Annotated in this window: 22 protein-coding genes and 1 tRNA gene; 9 read left to right on the top strand and 14 right to left on the bottom strand. The window is 65.7% G+C overall.

What is annotated here, in order from left to right; translation table 11 throughout:
• Positions 1–208 precede the first annotated feature (208 nt).
• Together PI990_RS07655 and pcsA are read right to left on the bottom strand one after the other, a co-directional pair.
• On the bottom strand, positions 209–745 hold the full coding sequence (locus tag PI990_RS07655; RefSeq protein WP_271660268.1) for a hypothetical protein: 537 nt from the start codon (positions 743–745) through the stop codon (positions 209–211).
• Between the two features lie 132 nt (positions 746–877).
• A complete protein-coding gene (gene pcsA / locus PI990_RS07650; protein WP_021216986.1) occupies positions 878–1,600 on the bottom strand; it encodes a phosphatidylcholine synthase in 723 nt (240 codons plus the stop codon).
• Positions 1,601–1,917: 317 nt separating this feature from the next.
• Here pcsA and PI990_RS07645 point away from each other — a divergent pair, with 317 nt between their 5' ends.
• The 6 genes from PI990_RS07645 (at position 1,918) to PI990_RS07620 (ending at position 5,172) form a co-directional block, all read left to right on the top strand.
• A complete protein-coding gene (locus PI990_RS07645; RefSeq protein WP_271660267.1) occupies positions 1,918–2,124 on the top strand; it encodes a cysteine-rich CWC family protein in 207 nt (68 codons plus the stop codon).
• Positions 2,124–2,816: a pseudouridine synthase gene (locus PI990_RS07640; protein WP_271660266.1), complete on the top strand. Its 693-nt coding sequence runs from the start codon at positions 2,124–2,126 to the stop codon at positions 2,814–2,816. The genes PI990_RS07645 and PI990_RS07640 overlap by 1 nt, the downstream gene beginning before the upstream one ends.
• 483 nt (positions 2,817–3,299) lie before the next feature.
• A complete protein-coding gene (locus PI990_RS07635; RefSeq protein ID WP_271660265.1) occupies positions 3,300–4,184 on the top strand; it encodes an alpha/beta fold hydrolase in 885 nt (294 codons plus the stop codon).
• A 123-nt stretch (positions 4,185–4,307) separates the two neighbouring features.
• A tRNA-Gly gene (locus PI990_RS07630) sits at positions 4,308–4,381 on the top strand.
• Positions 4,382–4,534: 153 nt separating this feature from the next.
• Positions 4,535–4,819, top strand: a complete 285-nt coding sequence (locus PI990_RS07625; RefSeq protein WP_236207590.1) for a type II toxin-antitoxin system ParD family antitoxin — start codon at positions 4,535–4,537, stop codon at positions 4,817–4,819.
• The gene (locus PI990_RS07620; RefSeq protein WP_271660264.1) at positions 4,819–5,172 is read left to right on the top strand and encodes a type II toxin-antitoxin system RelE/ParE family toxin; all 354 of its coding nucleotides are present in this window, start codon (positions 4,819–4,821) and stop codon (positions 5,170–5,172) included. The genes PI990_RS07625 and PI990_RS07620 overlap by 1 nt, the downstream gene beginning before the upstream one ends.
• Before the next feature lie 75 nt (positions 5,173–5,247).
• Here PI990_RS07620 and PI990_RS07615 read toward each other — a convergent pair whose 3' ends face one another.
• Together PI990_RS07615 and PI990_RS07610 are read right to left on the bottom strand one after the other, a co-directional pair.
• The gene (locus PI990_RS07615; protein ID WP_271660263.1) at positions 5,248–6,963 is read right to left on the bottom strand and encodes a diguanylate cyclase domain-containing protein; all 1,716 of its coding nucleotides are present in this window, start codon (positions 6,961–6,963) and stop codon (positions 5,248–5,250) included.
• A gap of 2 nt (positions 6,964–6,965) precedes the next feature.
• A complete protein-coding gene (locus PI990_RS07610; RefSeq protein ID WP_271660262.1) occupies positions 6,966–8,000 on the bottom strand; it encodes an ABC transporter substrate-binding protein in 1,035 nt (344 codons plus the stop codon).
• Between the two features lie 566 nt (positions 8,001–8,566).
• Here PI990_RS07610 and PI990_RS07605 point away from each other — a divergent pair.
• Together PI990_RS07605 and PI990_RS07600 are read left to right on the top strand one after the other, a co-directional pair.
• Positions 8,567–10,276: an amidase gene (locus tag PI990_RS07605; protein WP_271660261.1), complete on the top strand. Its 1,710-nt coding sequence runs from the start codon at positions 8,567–8,569 to the stop codon at positions 10,274–10,276.
• Between the two features lie 111 nt (positions 10,277–10,387).
• The gene (locus tag PI990_RS07600) at positions 10,388–11,296 is read left to right on the top strand and encodes an ADP-ribosylglycohydrolase family protein (protein WP_271660260.1); all 909 of its coding nucleotides are present in this window, start codon (positions 10,388–10,390) and stop codon (positions 11,294–11,296) included.
• Here the strand turns inward: PI990_RS07600 and PI990_RS07595 are convergent.
• The 6 genes from PI990_RS07595 to PI990_RS07570 form a co-directional block, all read right to left on the bottom strand.
• Complete coding sequence (locus PI990_RS07595) at positions 11,293–11,670, bottom strand: hypothetical protein (protein ID WP_169708378.1); 378 nt, start codon at positions 11,668–11,670, stop codon at positions 11,293–11,295. The genes PI990_RS07600 and PI990_RS07595 overlap by 4 nt on opposite strands.
• A 35-nt stretch (positions 11,671–11,705) precedes the next feature.
• Entirely contained in the window at positions 11,706–12,134 is a 429-nt protein-coding gene (locus PI990_RS07590) for a hypothetical protein (protein ID WP_271660259.1), read from the bottom strand.
• Positions 12,135–12,228: 94 nt separating this feature from the next.
• On the bottom strand, positions 12,229–12,633 hold the full coding sequence (locus PI990_RS07585; protein WP_271660258.1) for a hypothetical protein: 405 nt from the start codon (positions 12,631–12,633) through the stop codon (positions 12,229–12,231).
• Positions 12,633–12,989: a hypothetical protein gene (locus PI990_RS07580; RefSeq protein ID WP_271660257.1), complete on the bottom strand. Its 357-nt coding sequence runs from the start codon at positions 12,987–12,989 to the stop codon at positions 12,633–12,635. The genes PI990_RS07585 and PI990_RS07580 overlap by 1 nt, the downstream gene beginning before the upstream one ends.
• A 33-nt stretch (positions 12,990–13,022) precedes the next feature.
• A complete protein-coding gene (locus tag PI990_RS07575; protein ID WP_271660256.1) occupies positions 13,023–13,169 on the bottom strand; it encodes a hypothetical protein in 147 nt (48 codons plus the stop codon).
• A gap of 285 nt (positions 13,170–13,454) precedes the next feature.
• Positions 13,455–13,889, bottom strand: coding sequence for a MerR family transcriptional regulator (locus PI990_RS07570; RefSeq protein ID WP_271660255.1), 435 nt, complete (start codon positions 13,887–13,889; stop codon positions 13,455–13,457).
• Between the two features lie 121 nt (positions 13,890–14,010).
• Between PI990_RS07570 and PI990_RS07565 the strand changes: the two genes are divergently transcribed.
• Positions 14,011–15,243: an NADH:flavin oxidoreductase/NADH oxidase family protein gene (locus tag PI990_RS07565; RefSeq protein ID WP_271660254.1), complete on the top strand. Its 1,233-nt coding sequence runs from the start codon at positions 14,011–14,013 to the stop codon at positions 15,241–15,243.
• Between the two features lie 104 nt (positions 15,244–15,347).
• Here PI990_RS07565 and PI990_RS07560 read toward each other — a convergent pair whose 3' ends face one another.
• The 4 genes from PI990_RS07560 to PI990_RS07545 all read right to left on the bottom strand — a co-directional run bounded on the left by PI990_RS07560 (position 15,348) and on the right by PI990_RS07545 (position 21,089).
• Positions 15,348–15,908 (bottom strand): biliverdin-producing heme oxygenase, encoded by a 561-nt coding sequence (locus PI990_RS07560; RefSeq protein WP_271660253.1) that lies wholly within the window; start codon positions 15,906–15,908, stop codon positions 15,348–15,350.
• A complete protein-coding gene (locus tag PI990_RS07555; protein ID WP_271660252.1) occupies positions 15,905–18,292 on the bottom strand; it encodes a response regulator in 2,388 nt (795 codons plus the stop codon). The genes PI990_RS07560 and PI990_RS07555 overlap by 4 nt, the downstream gene beginning before the upstream one ends.
• 61 nt (positions 18,293–18,353) lie before the next feature.
• Complete coding sequence (locus tag PI990_RS07550) at positions 18,354–18,815, bottom strand: response regulator (RefSeq protein WP_021218753.1); 462 nt, start codon at positions 18,813–18,815, stop codon at positions 18,354–18,356.
• Positions 18,816–18,824: 9 nt separating this feature from the next.
• On the bottom strand, positions 18,825–21,089 hold the full coding sequence (locus tag PI990_RS07545) for an ATP-binding protein (RefSeq protein WP_271660251.1): 2,265 nt from the start codon (positions 21,087–21,089) through the stop codon (positions 18,825–18,827).
• Positions 21,090–21,124 lie beyond the last annotated feature (35 nt).

The raw sequence follows: 21,124 nt of genomic DNA, 5'->3' as shown, positions 1-21,124 counted from the left end.
TTTCCTATCTATTGTTCAGCTGGCGCTAAACAAAGAGCGAAGAAGGTGCGCACGACCTGTAGGGGCGAATTCATTCGCCCGGGGCCGCAGAGCGGCCCTTTCCACAGTCTGGGCTCGCTCTGCTCTTGTGGGAGCGGTTTCAACCGCGATGGCACTAGGCACAGGCCCGATCGCGAATGAATTCGCTCCTACAGACAAGCATCCAGCCTCAATCGTCGTCCTGCGCGCCCTTCATGGATTCATAGACTTCCACGGCGTCGATCTGCAGCTCATCGGCCAGTTCCAGCACGCGAGCCACGTCCTGCTTGTAGACCAGCACGGCCTGGAGGATGTCGTCCTCCATCGGATCGCTGAAGCCCACCAGCACATAGCCGCCCTTCTCCGGGTAGAGGGCGCTGAGCTGCACTTGGATGCGGTGCATGGCGCGCAGCGGGTCGACCTTCTTCAGCTGCTTGGGCTGGATGTTGAAGGTCACCTCCGGGCCGAAGGAATCGATGATCTGCTGCAGCAGGTCCGGGTAGTCGTCGGCGTGGAAGAGCACGGTTTCCGGCAGGCTGCCGACCACCACCCATTCGCCCAGGGGAATGGTGAAGCTGTCGTCGTAGTTGATGTCCGGGTTGGCGGCGAGGAAGGCTTCGGGATCGGCGAAAGCCTGGGTGGCTTCGTCGGCGATCGTGTCGATTTCTTCTGCCGACATGCAGCCCGAGCTGATTTTGGTGATGAGTTCGATCAGCTGCGTTTTCATCTGGAAAGGGTCCTGCGGGTGGGAAAGGCGTGAAGGATATAGGCAAGTCGCCCGGCCGGCCATGCGCCCCCGGCTCGTCGCGCCCACAAAAAAGCCCGTCGCGGGGACGGGCTCTTGTGCAACAGGCACGGATCAGGCGCGCAGCTTGCCGCTCCAGTCCATCAGGCTGCGCCACAGGCACACGCCGACGAAGTACGCCGAGGACAGGCCCCAGAGCGCGACCATCATGGATTTCAGGTCGGGGTACTGGATGATCAGGAACATGCTGCTGAGCATCCACACGAAGGTCACGGTGATGTTCAGCGGCATCAGCTTGCGCACGCGGAAGGGGTGCAGGAACTTCAGCTTGGTCAGGGTCAGCGCGGCCAGCACGCAGATGATGGCGAAGCTCGCCACCGGCGGCAGGTCGATGAGGTAGAGGTACAGCGCGACCACGTTCCAGGCGGCGGGGAAGCCGACGAAGTAGTTGTCGCTGCTCTTCATGTTCAGGTTGCAGAAGCAGAACAGCGACGACACCAGGATCAGGCTCACGGTGGGCAGCACGGTGTAGTCCGGCAGCGGCACGTAGCGGTAGATGAAGAGCGCGGGGATGAACACGTAGGTCAGGTAGTCGATGACCAGGTCGAGGGTCGAGCCATCGAAGTTCGGCAGCATGGTGCTGGTCTGGACCTTGCGCGCGAAGCTGCCGTCCAGGCCGTCTACCAGCAGGGCCGCGCCGAGCCAAAGCAGGCAGTCGCGGGGCTGGTTGTCGAAGAGGGCGAGGATGGCCATCAGCGCCAGCACCACTCCGGTGGCGGTGACGCCATGTGCAGACCAGGCCTTGGCTTTGTTGACCGTATTGATTTGTGTGGACACGTGGGTCTCTGTTCCGCTGAGTAGGTGGCGATAGTCCGTAGACAACTGGAATTTCTTACGCGTTCATCGGGCGATGCCGACGAAGATGCGCACAATGCCGAAAATCTTACTCTCTGCGCTACTAATTCGCTGCTAGGTCATTCACAGGGACCCACAAATTCTTCCGACCGGCGCCCTGCTCCGCCCACTCGGGAGGCTCTGCGACGGGCGCTGCACCGGGCGCCGCCGCTTATCGGTCAACGGCCATCCTGCGCGGCTTGCATCGGCTGCCAGCACGCTGCACCCTAGCGACCTTTTCCACGGCTCCCGCTACCGGCATGAACCAGCCCCCCGATCCTTCGCGCTGCCCGCTCTGCGGCCAGGCCAACGACTGTGCCGAGGAAGCCGCCAGCGGCCAGCCCTGCTGGTGCTTCAGCACGCCGATCGCCCCCGAAGCCCTGCGTCGCATCCCGCTGGACGCCCAGGACAAGGCCTGCCTCTGCCCCCGCTGCGCCCGCCTGCTGCCCCCCGAAGAACCCACCTGATGCGCCTCGACCGCCTGCTCGGCAACCTCCCCGACCTCAACCGCCAGGCCGCGCGCCTGCAACTGGCCACGGGGCGCGTGCGGGTCAACGGCGCCGTGGTCACCAACGGCAGCCTCGAAGTGCGGGTGTTCGACCGCGTTACCCTCGACGAGCGCGAAGTACAGCCCGGTAAGCCGGCGCGCTACTTCATGCTGCACAAGCCGGCCGGCTGGGTCAGCGCCACCGAGCACCCCGAACACCCCACGGTGCTCGACCTGCTGGACGAGCCCGACAAGCATGAGCTGCACTTGGCAGGGCGCCTCGACCTCACCACCACCGGCCTGTTGCTGATCACCAACGACGGCCTCTGGTCGCGCCGCCTCACCCTGCCGCAGACCAAGCAGCCCAAGGTCTACACCGTGGAAACCGAGCAGGTGATCGACCCGGCCTGCATCGAGACCTTCGCCCGTGGCCTCTACTTCGCCTACGAGGACCTCACCACCCTCCCCGCGCAGCTGGAGATCCTCGCCCCTCGCACCGCCCGGCTGACCCTGCACGAAGGCCGCTACCACCAGGTCAAGCGCATGTTCGGCCACTTCCAGAACAAGGTGCTGCGCCTGCACCGCGAAAGCATGGGCGAGCTGCACCTCGACCCGGCCCTGCAGCCCGGCCAGTACCGCGCCCTGAGCGCGGACGAGATCGAGCTCTTCTAAGGGACCGACGGCCGGCGCCTAATCGACTGCAACTTCTCCCCTTCCCTCTCCTCTGAGGAACATCGGAGATGACCATCCGGTGGCAAGGCGCGAAACAGAGCGGCAGCCTTTTCTTCATCACCCGACGGGCTGCACGGAAAAAGTGCTGATTCGCGCTTGCGGGGGTAACTGACCTCTGCTTGAATCCAAACCGAAGGTCAGAGTGTGACCCATGAGTCACCACAGCCTTCCAAGCGATCCGCAACACCCCGGCGCTCACCCGTCGGCATAGGTTTCCTGCCTGGTCAAAGCGCAGCTCCGGCCCCTCCAAGGGCGCTGGATGCCCTGCTCTTTTTCGACCTAAATTACTGAAAAATAAATAAATTCCAATAAAAACCGCCTGACATTCTCTTGTCATCTCCAGGCGTTTATCTGACTGCCCGAATGCTCCGCGAACGAGGCCCGCCTCGTCCGCACGACCCACTTGCGCCAGGAGGAAACGACATGAGGCCACAAACCCAGGTCGTCACGATCGACAGGAAGTACAAGGTACACACGGAGTTCTACGGCAACCCTCAAGCCAGCCGCACCATCATTCTGGTCAACGGCTCGCTGGCTACCACGGCCTCGTTCGCGCAGACGGTGAAATACCTGCAACCGCAGTTCAACGTGGTGCTCTACGACCAGCCCTACGCCGGCCGGTCCAAGCCCCACAACGACCACAGCCGGCCGATCACCAAGGAAACCGAGGCGGAAATCCTCCTCGAGCTCATCGAGCACTACCAGGCGGACTACCTCTCGTCCTTCTCCTGGGGGGGCGTCGCCGCCCTGCTCGCCCTCGGCCAGAGCCCGGCGCGCATCAGGAAGGCGGTGATCAACTCCTTCTCGCCGATCCTCAACGAGCCGATGCTCGATTACATGAAAAACGGCATGAACTACCTGCAGGCAGTGGACCGCGAGAACGTCGGCACATTGGTCAACGACACCATCGGCCGCTACCTGCCGGCGCTGTTCAAGCGCTTCAACCACCGGCACGTCGCCAGCCTCGACGAGCACGAATACCGGCAGATGCACTTCCATATCCACCAGGTGCTATCGCTGGACGCCAACTGCTACGTGGACTGCCTCAAGGCCGTGGACATCCCGCTGCTGTTCGTCAACGGCGAACACGACGTCTACACATCTCCCAAGGATGCCCAGCTGTTCGCCGAGCATGTGCGCGACTGCCAGTTCGCCACCATCCGCAACGCAGGCCACTTCATCGACATCGAACACAAGGCCGGCTGGCTGCAGACCCAGCAAGTGATGCTCGGCTTCCTCGACACCCCCGCCAGCACCCAGCAACCGCGCCACCTGCAGCCACAGCCCGCCCAGGCAATGGCCGTCTGACTACCCAACGCAGGCCCCCGCAACGGGGGCTTCCACCCCCCGCCGCCAGGTAGCAGGCGTGCATTAAGTGCATGATCGGGCTTCATTTTGGCCAAGGCTTCTGGTAAAAAGGCGGCCTTGAAAGCGGGCGTCGTATAATGGCATTACCTGAGCTTCCCAAGCTCATGACGAGGGTTCGATTCCCTTCGCCCGCTCCAGACATAGAAAGGCCCGCAGTCTCATCGAGATGCGGGCCTTTTGCTTTCCAGCTTCCGTAGGTTGGCGCCGAGCGCAGCGAGGCCCAACGGCTCATTGGCATAATCTGCCAATCCCCCATACAGTGGCCCACTCCCCCTCTTGGAGTCGATGCCATGCCTACCCGAAACGTGGTGCTCAGCGACCACCAACACGAATTTGTCGAACGCCTGGTGCAATCCGGTCGCTATCAGAACGCGAGCGAGGTGCTGCGCGAAGGGCTGCGCCTTATCGAGGAGCGTGAGCGCCTGGAAGCAGCCAAGCTCGATGTGCTCCAGCAGGCGGCCCGTAAAGGTCGGGAAGATATCGCGGCGGGTCGTTACCTGGATGTGGAAGATGCCCAGCTCGAAGACATCATCGGCCAGCTTGGCCAGCAGGCCGCTCGACGCAAGCAAGACTGATGGCCCGGTACCGTTTATCCAAAGCCGCGCAAGCCGACATCCTCGACATTCTGGCCTGGACGGACGAGCAGTTCGGCGAGATTGCACGCCAGCGCTATCAGGCCCTGATCGTTGCCGGCCTGCGTGATGTCGCATCAGCCCCGAACCAGGCCGGCAGCGCGGAACGACCGGAGCTCGGCGACGGCGTTCGCTCCTGGCATCTACGACTGAGTCGCGAACGGGGCCGCACAGCGTCGGGCATCGTGCGCAATCCCCGGCACTTCCTTATCTACCGGCAAGAGGCGGACAGGATCATGATCGACCGGGTTCTACACGATGCGATGGAGCTCTCGCGTCACCTGCCTGTCGAGTAGGCTGGCTGATATCCCCATGTTGGGCTTCGCACGCTCAGCACCAACCTACGGTGATCACCGGGCGCAGCCCGCATTTCACTCCGGCGCCGCCCCCGCCCTGACCTTCCGCCCTTCCAGCTTGGTCCGGTACATCGCGTTGTCCGCATGCAGCATCAGCGCCTCGGCGGTGGTGCCGTCCTGGGGGTAGATGCTCAGGCCTATGCTGGCGCCAATGTCGAGGGGGTGGCCCTTCACTGTGATGGGATCGGCCAGGGCGGTGAGGATCTTGTGCACGATGGCGTTGGCAGCGGCGGCGATTTCCTCGCCCTGGATCAGCACCACGAATTCGTCGCCGCCGAGCCGGGCCACCAGGTCGCCGCTGCGTACGGCGCCACGCAGGCGCCGGGCGACGACGATGAGCACTTCGTCGCCCACCGAGTGGCCCATGTCGTCGTTGATCTTCTTGAAGTCGTCGAGGTCGAGGAACAGCACCGCCAGTTGCTCGCCGCTGTCGGCCACGCCGCTGATGGAGCGCTGCATCTGGCGGAAGAACTGCCGCCGGTTGGGCAAGTCGGTCAGCGAGTCGTGGTCGGCCAGGTGGCGCAGTTCCTGCTGGTTGCGGCTCATCATTTCCATGTGCGACTTGAGTTCGCGGCGCATCAGGTCGAAGCCACGGGCCAGCACGCCGATCTCGTCCTTGCGGGCGATGGGCAGCGCGACGTCGTGCATGTGCTCGGTCTGGAAGCTGCGCGCGGCGAGGCTGAGCATCTGCAGCGGCCGGGTCAGGGCGCGGGAGAAGAGCACCGCCAGCACCACCGCCAGCACGCTGAACACCAGCACCATCTGGATGATGCTGCGCCCCAGGGAGCGGCCACTGCCGAGCACGTCTTCCAACGGTCGCGAGAGGCCGAGCACGACGAACTGGTCATCCCCCTTGAGGCCGAAGGGCTTGCGCACGAAGGCCATGATCTTGCCCTCGGCCCGGGTCGGTGCGTCCAGGCCGTTGATCAGGATGCTCGGCTCCTGGCGGCTGAGCAGGCGCTGGGTGTCGGCGAAGCTGTCCTGGATGAGGATGCGCCGCCCCTTGTCGAAGCCGAAGGCCATCGCCGGCTCCGGGTGCACCAGGAAGTCGCCCCACTGGTTGGCCAGGTACAACTGGTGCCCCTGCGGCAGGTCCGTCTCCAGCTGTTCGAGGAAGCGTTTGAGGTCGACGTTGATGACCACCACCCCCTGCACCACCCCGTCCTTTCCCGCCACGGGCGTAGCCACGCGCAGGGTCGGGGTGCCGTCGGCCGAGTGGGCGCCGCGCTCGTGGTTGACCGTGATGGGCGCGAGGTACACCTGCCCCGGCTTGAGCTGCAGCGTTTCGAACACGTAGGGGAAATGGCCTTTCTCCTGCAGCAGCAGGCCGTCCACCTCGACCATGCGCGGGCCGTCGCGATCGAAGCGGATCACCTCGATGCCGTGGTGCTGGCGGCTGATCAGGCGCACCTGGGAGTACTGCGGGTGCAGGCGCATCACCGTGGCGAAGACACCGGCCAGGTGCGGCTTGGCGCCCGGCAGCGAACCGAGGCTGGAGACCTGCGCGCTGGAAGGCATCTCGGCCAGGGTCAGGGCGTCGGCGTCGATGTCGCTCAGCAACGACGACAGGCGCTGGCTCAGCAGCTCGGTGGAGGTGAGCAGGTTGCCTTCGGCCTCCTTCACCAGCAGCGCCTGGTTGGCCGAATAGGAGAAGTAGCCGGTGATCCCCGACGAGAGAATGCCGATGCAGGCGAGCAGGATCGACAGCTTGACGGTCAGGCCCATGCGCATGGCTAGAACCTCTCCTCCCGGTCACCGGAGACGATGCGGCTCCACAGCGTCTCGCGCCGGCCGACGTCCTCCACCGGTTGCAGCCAGATGAGCCGCGCATCCCCCGCCGGCTCCAGCGGGGCCTCCAGGGTATTGGCCAGGCCCTGGCGCTCGCTCAGCAGCTTGCCGACGCGGGGTTCGAGCATGTAGTCGATCCACGCCAGCGCCAGCTCGGGGTTGGACGCGGTGCGCGTCATGGCCCAGCAGTCCAGCCAGGCGATGGCCCCTTCATCGGGAATGACATAACCCACATCGGCGCCGGCCTGGCGCAGTTGCGTCACCTGCTGCATGCCGTAATTGGCGAACAGCAGCGCCGCCTTGTGCCGCAGGAACAGGTCGGTCGCCTCCTCCGGCAGGCTGTAGTAGGCCAGCAGGTTGCGCCGCAGGGCCACCAGCTGCCGGGTCACCTGGCGCATCTCGGCGTCGCGCAGGTGGAAGGGATCGGGCAGTCCCAGGGTCAGCGCGGTGAAGGAGAAGTTGTGTTGCGCGCTGTTGAAGGCCAGCACCTTGCCTTGATAGGCCGGGTTCCACATCTCGGCCATGGAGCGCGGCGGCACCGGCACCTGCTGGCGGTCGTAGATGAGCCCCATGGCCGCGTAGGTGAAGGGAATGGCATACACCTGGCCGTCCCGCGTCAGCCCCTCGATCGACTCGCGATCCTGGAAGCGCGGCAACTGGAAGCGGGTGTTGGGCAGGCGCGAGACATCCAGCGGCTGCAGCATGCCGTTGTGGTAGTAGCGCTGGATCTCGGCGGTGTTGGCGGCGAGCACGTCGAACAGCTCGCCGTCCTGGGCGTGCAGCTTGTCCCAGAGGGACTCGTCGGAATCCACCAGGGTCACCACCACCTTGACCTGGTGCTGCTGCTCGAACGCCTTCACCACATCGGCGTCGGCGTAGCCGGGCCAGGCCAGTACATGCAGCACATCGCCGTCAGCCGCCAGGGCCGGCACGGAGATGCACCAGGCAACCAAAGCCCAGATCGAACACAGTCTGCGCATATCCCCGCCCTGGACGGAATTAGGCTGATTGAACGATTCCGAAGCATGAACCAACCGCCCCCGCCCAGGCCTCCAAGCACTGACCGGGAATGCACCTCGAACCTGAAATAACCGGGCGACCAGCCTGCTTGCTCTGGCCGGAATGGAGCGGTCGCGACGGATTCCCCACAGCATAGCGATGACGCAACCCGTTTTGCTCGTCGATATGGCCAAAAGCCGCCATCCGCGTGGAGGATCGGACAAACGGAGCGTCACGGCAGCCCATCGCCCCCTCGCCGGCGGCCCTTCACCCGGGCGCACAGCGGAATGGGCACGAGAATCGGGCAAGAGTGGGACGCCCGTACCGCCGCGGACGAGCGGGCGCACGGGCGATTCCTCTGCCCGGCACTTGGTGGCTAAATAGGCCCCCTGGGAACGCCAGCGGCCTGGCCGCGCGTCCGCCCCACCGCACACGCACAAGAAACGAGGACCGTCATGAACACCGGTTTTGCCAGCATCACCTCCCCCCACGTCCGGGTGCCGCGCCATGTCGCCGGCCAGCCCCAGCAACGCCAGGCGGTGAACCCATGATCGAAGTCACCGAAGCCTCCATCGCCGAGCTGCGCGCCGCGCTCGAATCCGGCCGCACCACCGCCGTCGAACTGGTCGAGGCCTACCTAGCCCGCATCGACGCCTATGACGGCAAGGACACCGCCACCGCCCTCAACGCCGTGGTCGTGCGCAACCCCGAGGCCCTCGAAGAAGCCCGCGCCGCCGATGCCCGCCGCGCCCGGGGCGAAACCCTCGGCCCGCTCGACGGCATCCCCTACACCGCCAAGGACAGCTACCTGGTCAAGGGCCTCACCGCCGCCTCCGGCAGCCCGGCCTTCGCCGAACTGGTGGCCCAGCGCGACGCCTTCACCATCGAGCGGCTGCGCGCCGCCGGCGCCATTTGCCTGGGCAAGACCAACATGCCGCCCATGGCCAACGGCGGCATGCAGCGTGGCGTCTACGGCCGTGCCGAAAGCCCCTACAACGCCGCCTACCTCACCGCGCCCTTTGCCTCCGGCTCCTCCAACGGTGCCGGCACCGCCACCGCGGCCAGCTTCTCGGCCTTCGGCCTGGCCGAGGAAACCTGGTCCAGCGGCCGTGGCCCCGCTTCCAACAACGGCCTGTGCGCCTACACGCCCTCGCGCGGGGTGATCTCGGTGCGCGGCAACTGGCCGCTCACGCCGACCATGGACGTCGTCGTGCCCTACGCCCGCATCATGGCGGACCTGCTCGAAGTGCTCGACGTGGTGGTCGCCGATGACCCGGACACCCGTGGCGACCTGTGGCGCCTGCAGCCCTGGGTACCGATTCCGGCCGCCTCCAGCGTGCGCCCCGCCTCCTACCTGGAGCTGGCAGTGAAGGCCGAGGCCCTGGCCGGCAAGCGCCTCGGCGTGCCGCGCATGTTCATCAACGCCGACCCGCAGGCCGGCACCAGCGAAGCCCCCGGCATCGGCGGCCCCACCGGCCAGCGGATCAACACCCGCGCCTCGGTGATCGACCTGTGGCAGGAGGCCCGCAAGGCCCTCGAAGCCGCCGGCGCCGAAGTGGTCGAGGTCGATTTCCCGCTGGTGTCCAACTGCGAGGGCGACCGCCCCGGCGCCCCCACCGTGTTCAACCGCGGGCTGGTGTCCAAGGAATTCCTCCACCACGAGCTCTGGGACCTTTCCGCCTGGGCCTTCGACGACTTCCTCCGCGCCAACGGCGACCCCAGGCTCAACCGCCTGGTGGACGTCGACGGGCCGAAGATCTTCCCCCACGACCCGGGCACCCTGCCCAACCGCGAGGGCGACCTGGCGGCGGGCATGGACGAATACGTGCGGATGGCCGAGCGCGGCATCACGCCCTGGGACCAGATCCCCACCCTGCCCGACGGCCTGCGCGGCCTGGAGCAGACCCGCCGCATCGACCTCGAAGAATGGATGGACCGCCTGGGCCTCGACGCCGTGCTCTTCCCCACCGTCGCCGACGTGGGCCCGGCCGACGCCGACGTCAACCCCGAGTCCGCCGACATCGCCTGGAGCAATGGCATCTGGGTCGCCAACGGCAACCTCGCCATCCGCCACCTGGGCGTGCCCACGGTCACCGTGCCCATGGGCGTGATGGCCGATATCGGCATGCCCGTCGGCCTCACCTTCGCCGGCCGCGCCTACGACGACTCCACGCTGCTGCGCCTCGCCTCGGCCTACGAGGCCACCGGCAGCAAGCGCCGGGTGCCGCCGCGCACCCCGCCGTTGGCGCGCAGTTGATGGAACGGCGGGATCGGGGCTGCACGCACCGATCCTGCCCGCTCATCGCGCAGACACTTGCCCCAGGCCCGGCCCTGGAGTACCCATCAGGTCCACCCTGGGGATACGCACATGGAACTACTGGATCGCTACAAGGGATGCCTGCTCGGCCTGGCCAGCGGTGACGCCGTCGGCACCACCCTCGAATTCTTCCCGCCCGGTACCTTCGAGCCCATCGCCGACATGAACGGCGGCGGGCCCTTCGCCCTCGCGCCGGGCCAATGGACCGACGACACCTCGATGGCCCTGTGCCTCGCCGAAAGCCTGCTGGAGAAGCACGGCTTCGACGCCGCCGACCAGATGACGCGCTACCTCAACTGGTGGCAATGGGGCTACTGGAGCGCCACCGGGCAGTGCTTCGACATCGGCACCACCGTCCGTGAGGCGCTGACCCTCTACCAGCAGACCGGCGAGCCCTTCGCCGGCTCCAGCGAACCGGATACCGCCGGCAACGGCTCGCTGATGCGCCTCGCCCCGGTGATCATGTACTACTTCCCCCACCCGGAAGACGTCACCCGCTTCGCCCAACAGAGTTCGCGCACCACCCACGGCGCCGCCGAAGCGGTCGAGGCCTGCAAGCTGCTGGCCCAGGTCATCGCCAACGCCCTGGCCGGCAAATCCCGCGACCAGTTGCTCGACGCCTCCCCCGCCCTCTACCTGCAACCCGCCATCCGCGAACTGGCCGGCGGCAGCTTCATCGGCAAGCCCCGCGCGCAGATACGCGGCACGGGCTACTGCGTCGCCTCCCTCGAAGCCGCGCTCTGGTGCTTCTGGGCCACCGACTCCTTCGAAGCCGCCGTGCTCGAAGCCGCCAACCTGGGCGACGACGCCGACACCACCGCCGCCATCGTCGGCCAGGTCGCCGGCGCCTATTACGGCAAGCCCGGCATCCCGGCCAGATGGCTCGGCAAGCTGCACCAGGGGGATGAGATAGAGAAGATCGCGGAAGGTTTGTATCAGGCGGCGATCAGCCGCGCTTAGGAGCGCTCAGCATCCAGCCGGCCATGGCTGTGGTAGTTGATGAAGTCATGCATGGCCGGGCTGAGTTCTTCCTGCGCGACGACACGCCAGAACCGCTTCTCTCCCAGCACCGGCTCGAGCCGCTTGATGAGCTCCTGGGCACCGTTGTGGTTACCGTGGCGTAACCAGTGCACGAGAAGGCTTTCGCTTTCCTGCCTGGACAGCCTCGCCCCCTGAACGAGCAGGAGCGTAAAGCGGAAATTCAGCGGCCAAAGCTGTTTGAGGAATTCGAGTTTTTCCGTACTGGGCAGCTCCGCCAACCAGCGCCGGACATGCTTATCCGTCGCGGCATTTCTTTTCGCCACCTGTTCCGGTGTGTAAAGCGGCTCGTTCACATGCATCTCCTTGGGCACAACGGCGTGAAGCGGTCCTATTTCCTGGGCTCAGGACAAGCCGTGGAATCCCCCGGCTTGAGCACGAACGTCGGATAGGCCTCGAAATCATCACCATTGCTGAAGGTGGTGGTCTGGGTCGCGTAGCCCCGGCTCTTCACGCACCAGTTCCAGAAGAACTCCTGGGCCCCGTGGATCACGAAGAATTCGAGGCGAAAATCCTTCACCTTGTAGAAGGTCGCGACGCCCGACGGATCGGTCATCGCCACCGCCCTGAACTGCTCGCGGCCGTATGGATAGGCGCTGCTGATCAACACCACCTCCGCCGACTCCAGCGGCTGGCCCTGCTCGTTGTGCACCTGTGCCTCGGCATAGGGCTGGAGGGTCTTGTAGAGGGGGACGCAGGCGCAGAGGGCGGTAAAGGTGATGGCTGTCAGCAAAGCTTTTATGTATTGAGAGAGCTTCATCGTGATTCAGCGGTGAAGGATAGGAACGGCGGAAGTCAGCAGTTAAGTATGTGGGCTTGAGGGGTGCTGGCTTCTATTAACAAATACAGGATCATCAATCCACCGACCACCACAGCTCCAGTTCGAAATAGCGATTGTCCAAGCGGCGGGCCATGCTCAACTTGATCGTCATGTCATCCCCCTCATCTCGCACAAGATACGACACTTCGTCGAAATTGAGGTCAGTCTGCAGGCAATTTATGAGGCCTTCTGCTGCCTCAAAAAGCTGCGGCATCATCGACTCGCGGTGATAGTCCCCTTGAGACAATCGAAGGAAACGCCCAAGGTCTTTGAGTTCGCCTGGCGAAAGCCCCGAAGAAGCAGAGCTACCCGACGGGTACCGAGAATGAGCTTGGTTTGCCGCCTCCACATAGGTGTACAGCAATCCACCCTCTGGATAAGCAGCGCTCGACTTCGCCTGCAGCTCGGATAGAAGTGACAGAGTCTGCTGCGACAACATCAAGCCACCCCAAAATACTTTCTTATCGAGATCAGATTCTTCAAAGGAACTTTCGTATAGGTCCCAGCGCTGCAGAAAAACTGAAACTTTTCTGCTTCTTCCTGTGTGATCTGTGCAGGTATCTCTTGTGCATATTCGGCCAGAGCTGAAAGGTGGTGTTCTTCCAGCATCGGCAGGATTGTCTCAGCTGTTTCCGCATAGAAAGCCATGACGATATCGAAAAGCGGAGAGCCCATTACATAGCAATCATTTCGCTCAAAGAACAAAGCAAACCTGACCAGCCTTAAATCATTCTCCAGCTCTGAAAGCTGAGGATCATTACTTTCCAAGCTCCGAACTTTCTCATCGACCATCACTTCATGTGATCCGGAGCCGAGCTCCAGAAGCGCCTAATAACTCAGGTTACGCAACGACCCTTCCGGGTACAGCCAACCCAAGCCACCGCCAACGCCTTTCACCTCGGGCTTGTAGTTCCAGAAATAAAAAACTTCCGCACCAAAAATTTCCAGGTTAAGTGTCATCAGCCGTAGGCTCATTTCTACTCCAAGTCCTATTAAAAATTCAGGTCGATGTCCGTGAGAGCGTTATTGAAGACCCGCTGCCTGCAACCACCCTCAATTCCAACTCGCGGCGACCCCACCCGGAAACGCGCCCTTGCGAGGGAGGGACGGTTACCGCAAACGCAATGGTAAAGTCCGCTGCCACCTTGCACAGGCGCGGAATCCCCACGTGCTGGAGCATCGCTTCGGTTCGCAGGCCCTGAGGAAAGTTGCTAGTCAGAATCATGCCCTAAACCTCTCGGTCCCAGCTTCCGTCATTCATCACGACGCCGCTTCCTTCGTCCCCTTCCCGTTGCGCTCCCGCCATTGATCCATCACGCGCTTGGCATTTTCCGCGCAGTCCATGCCTTCGGGCTTGCCCTCGATGCTGGCGATGGTCTGCAAGAGGCGTTCGCGGCTCTGCGCCAGGCGCTGCTGGACGATCTCTATCTCCGCGACCTTTGCCCGCAGGCCGGCCAGCAGGCGCTCATGGTCACCGATGCGCAGGTCGGCGCCGGGCATCAGGCTGCGCATCTCCTCCAGGCTGAAGCCCGCCTGTTGGCCGCAGCCGATGATTTCCAGCACGTGCAGGGTCTCTTCCGGGTAGTCGCGGTAGCCATTGCCCAGGCGCTGGGCGCGGATCAGCCCGCTGGCCTCGTAGAAGCGGATGCGCGAGGCGGCGAGGCCGCTGCGCTTGGCGAGTTCGCCGATTTTCATTTTCCGGGGGCTCCCCTATTGACCTTGAAGTTGACTTTAACCTTAGCCTTTGCGATGACACAGCCCCCGCCGCGCGCCGCTCAAACCCGAGCTGACGATCGGCCCCCACCCGGAGAGCCCCATGTCGCCCTTCCAGCCCCTGCAACTGCCCAATGGCGCCGTCATCCCCAACCGCATCGCCAAGGCGGCGATGGAGGAAAACCTCGCCCACCCGGACCAGACCCCATCCGACGAGCTGCTGCGTCTCTACCGCGCCTGGGCGGAGGGCGGCGCCGGCCTGCTGCTGACCGGCAACGTGATGGTGGACGCCCGCGCCATGACCGGCCCCGGCGGCGTGGTGTTGGAGGAAGGCCAGAAGCTGGAGCGCTTCCGCGAATGGGCGCGCATCGGCCGTGCCCAGGGCGCGCAGTTCTGGATGCAGATCAACCACCCCGGCCGGCAGATGCAGGCCAACCTCGGCCAGCCCACCGTGGCGCCGTCCGCCGTGGCCCTGGACCTGGGCGGCCTGTCGAAGATGTTCCCGGTGCCCAAGCCCCTGGACGAGGCCGAGATCACCGCGCTGATCCAGCGCTTCGCCCGCACCGCCGCCCTGGCCGAGCAGGCCGGCTTCACCGGGGTGCAGGTGCACGCTGCCCACGGCTACCTGCTGAGCCAGTTCCTCTCGCCCCTGAGCAACCGTCGCGACGACCGCTGGGGCGGCTCGCTGGAGAACCGTGCACGCTTCCTGCTGGAAGCGGTAAAGGCGGTGCGCGCCCAGGTCTCGCCCGGCTTCTGCGTGGCGGTGAAACTGAACTCGGCCGACTTCCAGCGCGGCGGCTTCGAAACCAGCGACGCGCGCCAGGTGGTGCTCTGGCTCAACGAACTGGACGTGGACCTGGTGGAGCTTTCCGGCGGCAGCTACGAAGCGCCGGCCATGCAGGGCGACGCCCGTGACGGCCGCACCCTGGCCCGCGAAGCCTACTTCCTGGAATTCGCCCAGGAGATCGCCGCCATCGCACGCATGCCGGTGATGGTCACCGGTGGCATCCGCCGCCTGCCCGTGGTGGAGCAGGTACTCGCCGGCGGCGTGGCCATGGCCGGCATCGCCACCGCCCTGGCCGTGGACCCCGCCCTGCCCCGCCGCTGGCGCAACGGCGAAGCGAAGGCCAGCGCCGAGCTGCCGCCGATCCGCTGGAAGCGCAAGGCCCTGGCCGCGCTGGCCTACATGGCCCTGGTGAAATTCCAGATGCGCCGCCTGGCCACCGGCAACCAGCCGGACCCCAGCGCCTCGCCGCTGAAAGCGCTGCTGAACGAACAGTGGAAGACCCTGGGCCGCACACGGCAGTACAAGAAGCAGATGAGCAGCCGGGGCTGATTGCGACCAGCCTGCTTCCCGGGCTGAAGCCCAGGCTACGGGGTTGGCTCGTGTGTAGGGTGGAGGTCGCTGTTTACCTCCACCGGCGGTGTCGCAATGGGCGGCTACGCGTGAGCCACTGTGGCGGCGTGCTCAGTGGCGGCGAGAAAGGTGCGGAAGCCGAGCTCGACGCCTGCACGCAGGGCGGCGGGGTCGAGAGTGCCGTCCTGTTCTTCGAGGCGGCGCAGGAAGCCGGGCCAGAGCGGCTGGCCTTCGCCGTGGCCGAGGTAGCCGAGGGCGCTGTCGGCGCCGGGCCAGTTGGCCTGGCGTACGCGGCCGGCGAGCAGGCGGGAGCCGAGGCGCGAGCCTTCCAGCACATAGGCGAGGCCCCAGAGGGAGCCGGTATCGGTGGGGAGTGCCGTGGCGAGCGCATCGGGGATGGGCAGTTGCAGGGTTTGCAGGTCGCGGCACAGGGCTTCGCGGCGGCGGCGTTGCGGCCAGTCGTCCAGCAGCCGTTCGATGCCGGCGGTTTCCAGGGCCGGTTCCAGCGCCAGCAGCGCGCGGGCATGGGCCTGGAGGAAGGCACCGTAGCCGGCGCGGCTTTCCAGCGAATAGGTCGAGTAGGCCTGGTCGACCCGCGCGTGCCAGTGCTCCCCCGATTCGCGCAGGAACTGGCGCAGGCTCATGCCGCCGCCCCTTTCAGTGCGGCGCTGAGCTTGGTGGCCAGTTCTTCATCGCGGAAGGGCTTCTGCACGATCACGCTGTCGCCCACATCCAGCTCATCGAGCTCGGCATAGCCAGTGATGAACAGCACCGGCAACTGCGGGTAGCGTTGCCGCGCCGCGCGTGCGAACTCCGCGCCGTTCATGGCGGGCATGGCGAAATCGGTGAGCAACAGATCGACGCCGTCATCGAGCTCTTCCAGGCCCCGTGCCGCACTCTCGGCCTCGCGCACCCGGTAGCCCAGGGCGTGCAGCAGCGCCGCAGTCACCTCACGCACGTTGTCGTCGTCGTCCACCAGCAGGATGGTGCGCTTCGGCCCACCCAGCGGGGGGTCGGCGGGCAGGTGCAATTCCGGTTGCTCTTCGCCGGCATCGGCCTGGATGCAGGGCAGGAAAACCTTCACCGTGGTGCCCCGCCCTTCCTGTGTCTCGATGCTGACGCCACCGCCGGACTGCTTGGCGAAACCGAACACCTGGGCCAGCCCCAGGCCGGAGCCCTTGCCCACCTCCTTGGTGGTGAAGAAGGGTTCGAAGGCCTTGGCCAGCACCTCGTCGCTCATGCCGCTGCCCGAGTCGGTGATCGCCAGCACCACGTAGGGGCCGGGCTCCGGGTCTTCGGGGCGCTGCGCGGGCTGGCTGATTACCTGGTTGGAGGTGCTCAGGCGCAGGGAGCCGCCGGTGGGCATGGCATCGCGGGCGTTGATGGCCAGGTTGAGGATGATCATCTCCGTCTGGGTCGGGTCCACCAGTGCGCCCCACAGGCCGGGAGCGGTGTCGGTCTCGATCCAGATAGCGCCGCCCAGGGTGCGCTGGAGCATGTCCAGCAGCCCCTGCACCGTGTCGTTGAGGTTGACCGCCACCGGCTCCAGGCGCTGGCGCCGGGCGAAGGCGAGCAACTGGCCGGTGAGCTTGGCACCACGCTCGCCGGCTTCCTTGATGTTCTGCAGGCGGCCCTGGGTGCGCTCGAAGGTGCCCCGGGCCAGGTCGCGCTCGATGAAGGTGGTGCTGGCGAGGATCACCGTCAGCAGGTTGTTGAAATCGTGCGCCACGCCCGCCGTGAGCTGGCCCACCGCCTCCAGGCGCTGCATCTGATGCAGGGCCGCTTCGGCGCGCTGGCGCTCGTGGATCTCTTCGCGCAGTTGCTGGTTGGTGGTAGCCAGTTCGTCCATCACCGCACGCTCGTAGCTGATGTCGCGCACGGCGGCATACATCAGCCCCTCGTCGGGGACCACCGTCCAGGACAGCCAGCGGTACTCGCCGTTCTTGTGGCGCATGCGGTTGACGAAGCGGGTGGAGACGTTGCCGTTGGCGATGTTCTCGGCCTCTTGCAAGGTGGCGTCGATGTCGTCCGGGTGGATCAGTTGCCAGAGCTGCACACGGGTCAGCTGCTGGCGGGTGAGGCCGAGGGTCTCTTCCCAGGCAGGGTTGAGGGCGATGGGCGTCATGTCGAAACGCAGCACCGCCAGCAGCTCGCGGGAGAGTTCCCAGGTGCGGTCGCGCTCGCGGGTGCGGCGCTCCACGCGCTCGCCCAGCATCTCGTTGAGGCGCTGCAGGGCCTCGGTGGCGTACTTCTGCTCGCTGATGTCCTGCAACACGCCGATGAAGCGCACGCAGCGGCCGTCTTCGAAAAAGGCCCGGCCACTGGTCTGCACCCACCGCTCGCGGCCGCCGGGCAGTTGCAGGCGGTACTCGACCTGGTATTCGTTGCCGCTGTCCTGGGACAGCGCCTCGTTCATCTTGCGTTCGAGGTAGGGCCGGTCCTTCGGGTGGCAGCGGTCGAGGAAGGTGCGCAGGTTTATCTCGGCGTCCTGGGGCAGCTCGTAGAGCGCCTTGCAGCGCTCATCCCAGATGACCCGGTCGCCCTCGGGCTGGTAGTCCCACATGCCCATGCGCGCCGAGTCGATGGCCAGGCGTGCGCGCACCTCCACTTCCATCAGCGCTTCTTCGGCCATCCGCCGGCGACGACGCTCATGCACCTCGGAGAGCGCGCGGGTCACCGCCTTGGGCAGCAGGCTGAGGTTCTGCTTGAGCACGTAGTCGATGGCGCCCTGGCGCATCATCTCCACCGCGTGCTCCTCGCCGAACACGCCGGAGAGGAAGATGAACGGGGTCTTGGGTGCGAGGCGTCGCGCCACTTCCAGGGCCTGGGCCCCGGAGGAGCCGGGCAGGATGAAGTCGCAGAGGATCAGGTCGTACTGCCCGCGCAGCAAGGCTTCTTCCACGGCCCGGTGGTGATAGACCAGGGTGGACTCCACCGACAGGCCGCTACGTTCGAGCGTCAGCAGGGCCAGCTCGGCATCACGGGAGCTGTCTTCGACTAACAGCAGGTTCAAAGGCTTCGGCGGCATGGACGGTCGTCGTGGCTTCCTGTTTCCCGGCGCGGGGCCGAGGTGTGGCGGGTGTCGCGGTTCAGGTGACCGGGCGGCGCTGGAGGCGCAGCGAGCCGGGCGGCGGCTCGTTCAGCACGGCCCAGAAGATGCCCAGGTCGGAGATGGCCGCGACGAATTCCTTGAATTCGACCGGTTTCACCACGTAGGCGTTCACCCCCAGCGCGTAGGCGCGCTCCAGGTCGGGCTCCTCCCGCGAGGAGGTGAGCATGACCACGGGGATGCTGCGCAGCTCGGCGCTTTCGCGCACGGTCTTGAGCACCTCGAGGCCGTCGATCTTGGGCAGCTTGAGGTCCAGCAGCATCACCGCCGGATTGCCGTCGTCGCGCCCGGCGTAGGCATTGCGGCGGAACAGGTAGTCGAGCGCCTCGGCGCCATCACGCAGGACGATCACATCGTTGGCGAGCTGGCTGCGCTCCAGGGCCACGAGTGTCAGTTCGAGGTCGTGCGGGTTGTCTTCAATCAGAAGGATGGGTTTGAGCATCGTCGATCCTCATGGTTGCTGTTGCGGTGTTTCCTGCCCACGCAGGGGCAGTGCGAAATAGAAGGTCGCGCCTTCGTCCAACCGGCCTTCGGCCCAGACCCGGCCATCATGGCGTTCGATGATGCGGCGCACGCTGGCCAGGCCGATGCCGGTGCCTTCGAACTCTTCCATGCGGTGCAGGCGCTGGAACACGCCGAACAGCTTGCCGGCGTACTCCATGTCGAACCCCACGCCGTTGTCGCTCACCGCCACCACCACCTCGTTGCCTTCGACACGGGCGCTGACCTCGATGATCGATGGGCTGCGATCGCGGCTGTACTTGATGGCGTTGGACAGCAGGTTGCGCATCGCCAGATGGAGGAAGGCGGCATCGGCGATGACCACCGGCAGCCCCTCGATGCGCCACTCGACGCGACGCCCTTCGAAGTCCGGCGCCATCTCGGTGCGGATGGCCTCCACCTGCGCCTGCAGGTCGACATCGGAGAGGCGCAGGGCGGCACGGCCCATCTGCGAGAAACTCAGCAGGTTGTCCACCAGTGTGCCGGCGAAACGCGCCGACTCGCCGATATGGTCGAGGAAGCGCAGGCCCCGCTCGGACAGGCGCTCGCCCTCGAACTCACCCAGCAGCTCGGCGTAGCCGGCGATGTGCCGCAGGGGCGCGCGCAGGTCATGGGAAACGCTGTAGGAGAAGGCTTCCAGCTCCTTGTTGGATCGTTTCAGCTCGCCGGCCAGCTGGGCCAGCTCCTCGGCCTTGCGCAACACGATGCCGAGCACCGCCGTGCGCAATTCGGCAACCCCTTCCACCTCCAGCGGGTCCCAGGGTGTGCAGTAGCCCTTCACCGTCTCCTGCCAGCTCTCGAAGCTGCTGCGCGGGTTGAGCGCGCCACCTGGGCCGATGCTCTTCTCCGGCCTGCCGGCCCACTCGACGGTGCGCACTTGCTCCGGGCGGAACCACAGCAGGTAATGGGAGTGGATCTGCGAGATGGCCACCGCCAGCACGCCGCCAATGTGGCGGGCCAGCTCGGGCAGCTCGGTGATGTCACGGCCGATGTTGTCGGTGTGGAAAACCTCGCCGTCGCGCCGCGCCAGCCAATGCACCAGGGCGTTGACCTGGGCCTCGGGCGGGGTCTGCCCCACCAGGTCGCAACGGGCGGCGGAGATGATCGCGGCGCCACTGGCGCGAGCGAACCCCAGGAAGGTGTCCGGCAAGGCCAGCAGGCCGGCGGCGACGCTGTCGCGGTCGGCCATGGACGAGAGCATGTGCACGATGTGCTGGCGCAGGCCGAGCAGGCGCTGGGTCTGGCCGTGGGCTTCGCGGCTTTCGATCTGCAGCGACAACACGCTGCCCATCAGTTCGCAGGCGATGCGGGTCTGGAAGCCCACCGTGCGGGGCTGCTCGTCATGGCAGGAGATAAGCCCCCAGAGCCGGCCACGGACGACGATGGAAATGGACATCGAGGCCATCGTGCCCATGTTGCGCATGTACTGCAGGTGCACCGGGGAAACGCTGCGCAGGGCGGCGAAACTCAGGTCCAGCGGCTGCCCGGTGAGCGGGTTGTCCACCGGCTGCAGGGGCGAAGGCTGGTAGTTGGCGTCCTCGATCACGCGGATGCGGTTGGCGCAGTAGAGCGCGCGGGCCTGCTGGGGAATGTCGGAAGCCGGAAAGCACAGGCCCAGGTAGCGCGGGTAGCCGGAATCGGCCTCCTCGGCCAGCACCAGGCCGTTGCCTTCGGCGTCGAAACTGTAGGCCTTGACCCGACCGAAGCCGGTGACGCGCTTGAGCTCTGCCACTGCGAAGCGGCAGAGCGCCTCGATGCTCTCGGCCTCCTGCAGGCGACCGATGAAACCGCGCAACAGGGGGTAGATGCCGCCCTCGGCAGCGCCCCCCTCGGTGGCAGGCTCGAATTCGGCGATCAGCACCTGATCGTGGCGGTGCACCATCATCGCGGTCGGCTGCCCGGCGCGGGCACCGCAGGTGAACAGCACATCGCCGATGTGGAAGGGCTTGTGCTCGCCGTCATCCAGCTGCGCCAAGTGCTTGTGCAGCACCTCGCTGTCCTGCAGGAGTTCGTCGAAACGGCGGCCGAGCAGTTCCTCGACGGGCAGGCCGAGCCAATCGACGACGTTGGCGCTGGCCTGCACCACGCGCCCATCGGCCTCGTCGAACACCAGCATGAAGCCGTGTGGCTGGATGCTGCCGGGTATGCGAATGGCTTCCCGCGCGCAGTTCTCGCTTGCGGTGGCCAGTGCCGCGACACTGTCGCTGGGTGTCAAAACGCGATCTCCTTCGATGCCCCACTGCTGTCCCG

This window comes from Pseudomonas sp. TUM22785 (genome assembly GCF_028198105.1).
Taxonomy (GTDB): Bacteria; Pseudomonadota; Gammaproteobacteria; order Pseudomonadales; family Pseudomonadaceae; genus Metapseudomonas; species Metapseudomonas solani.
The sequence above is the reverse complement of the archived record's forward strand: the minus strand, read 5'-3'. Positions and strand labels throughout refer to the sequence as shown.

Excerpts from the sequence above, each read along its gene's own strand:
- PI990_RS07655 (WP_271660268.1), bottom strand. The coding sequence starts at position 745 with ATGAAAACGCAGCTGATCGAACTCATCACCAAAATCAGCTCGGGCTGC.
- PI990_RS07645 (WP_271660267.1), top strand. The coding sequence starts at position 1,918 with ATGAACCAGCCCCCCGATCCTTCGCGCTGCCCGCTCTGCGGCCAGGCC.
- PI990_RS07640 (WP_271660266.1), top strand. The coding sequence starts at position 2,124 with ATGCGCCTCGACCGCCTGCTCGGCAACCTCCCCGACCTCAACCGCCAG.
- PI990_RS07635 (WP_271660265.1), top strand. The coding sequence starts at position 3,300 with ATGAGGCCACAAACCCAGGTCGTCACGATCGACAGGAAGTACAAGGTA.
- PI990_RS07625 (WP_236207590.1), top strand. The coding sequence starts at position 4,535 with ATGCCTACCCGAAACGTGGTGCTCAGCGACCACCAACACGAATTTGTC.
- PI990_RS07620 (WP_271660264.1), top strand. The coding sequence starts at position 4,819 with ATGGCCCGGTACCGTTTATCCAAAGCCGCGCAAGCCGACATCCTCGAC.
- PI990_RS07615 (WP_271660263.1), bottom strand. The coding sequence starts at position 6,963 with ATGCGCATGGGCCTGACCGTCAAGCTGTCGATCCTGCTCGCCTGCATC.
- PI990_RS07610 (WP_271660262.1), bottom strand. The coding sequence starts at position 8,000 with ATGCGCAGACTGTGTTCGATCTGGGCTTTGGTTGCCTGGTGCATCTCC.
- PI990_RS07605 (WP_271660261.1), top strand. The coding sequence starts at position 8,567 with ATGATCGAAGTCACCGAAGCCTCCATCGCCGAGCTGCGCGCCGCGCTC.
- PI990_RS07600 (WP_271660260.1), top strand. The coding sequence starts at position 10,388 with ATGGAACTACTGGATCGCTACAAGGGATGCCTGCTCGGCCTGGCCAGC.
- PI990_RS07590 (WP_271660259.1), bottom strand. The coding sequence starts at position 12,134 with ATGAAGCTCTCTCAATACATAAAAGCTTTGCTGACAGCCATCACCTTT.
- PI990_RS07585 (WP_271660258.1), bottom strand. The coding sequence starts at position 12,633 with ATGTTGTCGCAGCAGACTCTGTCACTTCTATCCGAGCTGCAGGCGAAG.
- PI990_RS07575 (WP_271660256.1), bottom strand. The coding sequence starts at position 13,169 with ATGAGCCTACGGCTGATGACACTTAACCTGGAAATTTTTGGTGCGGAA.
- PI990_RS07570 (WP_271660255.1), bottom strand. The coding sequence starts at position 13,889 with ATGAAAATCGGCGAACTCGCCAAGCGCAGCGGCCTCGCCGCCTCGCGC.
- PI990_RS07565 (WP_271660254.1), top strand. The coding sequence starts at position 14,011 with ATGTCGCCCTTCCAGCCCCTGCAACTGCCCAATGGCGCCGTCATCCCC.
- PI990_RS07560 (WP_271660253.1), bottom strand. The coding sequence starts at position 15,908 with ATGAGCCTGCGCCAGTTCCTGCGCGAATCGGGGGAGCACTGGCACGCG.
- PI990_RS07555 (WP_271660252.1), bottom strand. The coding sequence starts at position 18,292 with ATGCCGCCGAAGCCTTTGAACCTGCTGTTAGTCGAAGACAGCTCCCGT.
- PI990_RS07550 (WP_021218753.1), bottom strand. The coding sequence starts at position 18,815 with ATGCTCAAACCCATCCTTCTGATTGAAGACAACCCGCACGACCTCGAA.